Below are 1,454 nucleotides of genomic sequence, written 5' to 3'. Positions count from 1 at the left end.
GCACTTTGCCCTTGCGCCGAGCGGCGACCTCCGTCAGGCGGTCGAGGCTGGTCTGCACCTGTGACATCACGTTGGCGATCTCCTCGAACAGGATCTGGCCTTCCGGCGTCAGGCTGGCACGCTGTGCGGTGCGGATGAACAGCGAGATGCCGATCTGCTCCTCAAGGTCGCGAATCTGCATCGAGACCGCCGATGGCGAACGGTTGCTCTCCTCGGCAGCACGTCGGAAGCTGCCGTTTTCGGCGGCAAGCAGGAACGTCTGCAGAAGTTTGAGGTTGACGCTGGGCATATCCGCTCGGGCAGGGTGATCTGACCCCTGACCTATTCAGACGCGGAACCGATTGCAAGGCAATAGGGCAGGCCAGACATTGGTCCTGGCTTGGCCGGCAAAAGTGTCTCTCTTGTCGAGCCGCTCAATGAACCGCGGCGAACATGACGCGTTCCTCGGTGGCCTCCGAAAGCATCATCTCCTCGACCACGCGGCCGCGCTTGACCACCAGAATGCGATCCGAAACGGCGAGAATTTCAGGCAGGTAGGACGAGATGACAACGACGGCCATGCCTTGCTCGGCGAGATCGCTGATGAGCTGGTGGATCTCGACGATGGCGCCGACGTCGACCCCGCGTGTCGGCTCGTCGAAGATCACCAGCCTCGGCTTCTGAATCAGCGATTTGGCGATCACGACCTTTTGCTGGTTACCGCCGGAGAGCTCGATCATCCGGGCTCGGTCGCTGGTCTGCCGCAGGCTCAGACGTTCGCCCCATTCGCGGGCAAGTTGCCTGGCTCGCGCCAGCGACACCATGGAGACGGGATTGGCGCCCTCGGTCAGTTCACCCATTTGCAGGTTCTCGCCCGCGGTCATGGTTTCGAAGAAACCGTCGACCTTGCGATCCTCGGTGACATAGACGATGCCGTCGCGCACCGCAGGCCTGGGCACCCGATAGCGCACCGACTTGCCGAGCAGGCGGATCTCGCCGCCGTGGAAGATGTTGCGCTTCAACAGTCCGGCGACGACCTTGGCCATTTCGGTGCGGCCGGCGCCGACAAGGCCGAACATGCCGGTGACCTGGCCTGAAAACACCGAGAAGGAAGAGTTGCGCACCAGGCCGGCGCAGGACAGATTCTCGACCGAAAGCACCTTGTCGCCGTAGGGGCGCGCCGTGCGCTTGACCTCGCCATGCAGCGTTTCGGTGAGCGTGCGGCCGACCATGGCCTGCACGATCGAGGCGCGGGTGAAGCCCTTGGCCTCGCCGGACGCGACGATCTCGCCATCGCGCATGACCGTGATGCGGTTGGCGACGGCAAGCGCCTCTTCCAGCGCATGGGTGATGAAGATGACGGCGATGCCCTCCTTCACCAGCCGCTGCAAAAGTTTGAAGAAGTGGCTCTTCTCTTCAGGCGTCAGCGTCGCGGTCGGCTCGTCGAAGATGATGACGCGAGCCTTGTGGTGGAC

General features: G+C 63.1%; 2 protein-coding genes. Both read right to left on the bottom strand.

Annotated elements, in window-relative coordinates:
• On the bottom strand, positions 1–289 hold a 289-nt coding region (locus tag EN925_RS35550; RefSeq protein WP_164894652.1), incomplete at its 3' end, for a LysR family transcriptional regulator.
• A 124-nt stretch (positions 290–413) separates the two neighbouring features.
• Positions 414–1,454 (bottom strand): sugar ABC transporter ATP-binding protein (locus tag EN925_RS35545; protein WP_164894651.1); only part of this gene is annotated, 1,041 nt, incomplete at its 5' end.

Origin of the sequence: Mesorhizobium sp. M7A.F.Ca.US.006.04.2.1 (assembly GCF_004022915.1) — a bacterium.
Lineage (GTDB): Bacteria > Pseudomonadota > Alphaproteobacteria > Rhizobiales > Rhizobiaceae > Mesorhizobium > Mesorhizobium ciceri.
Note: the sequence above shows the minus strand (reverse complement) of the source record. Positions and strands in the feature narration are given on the sequence as shown.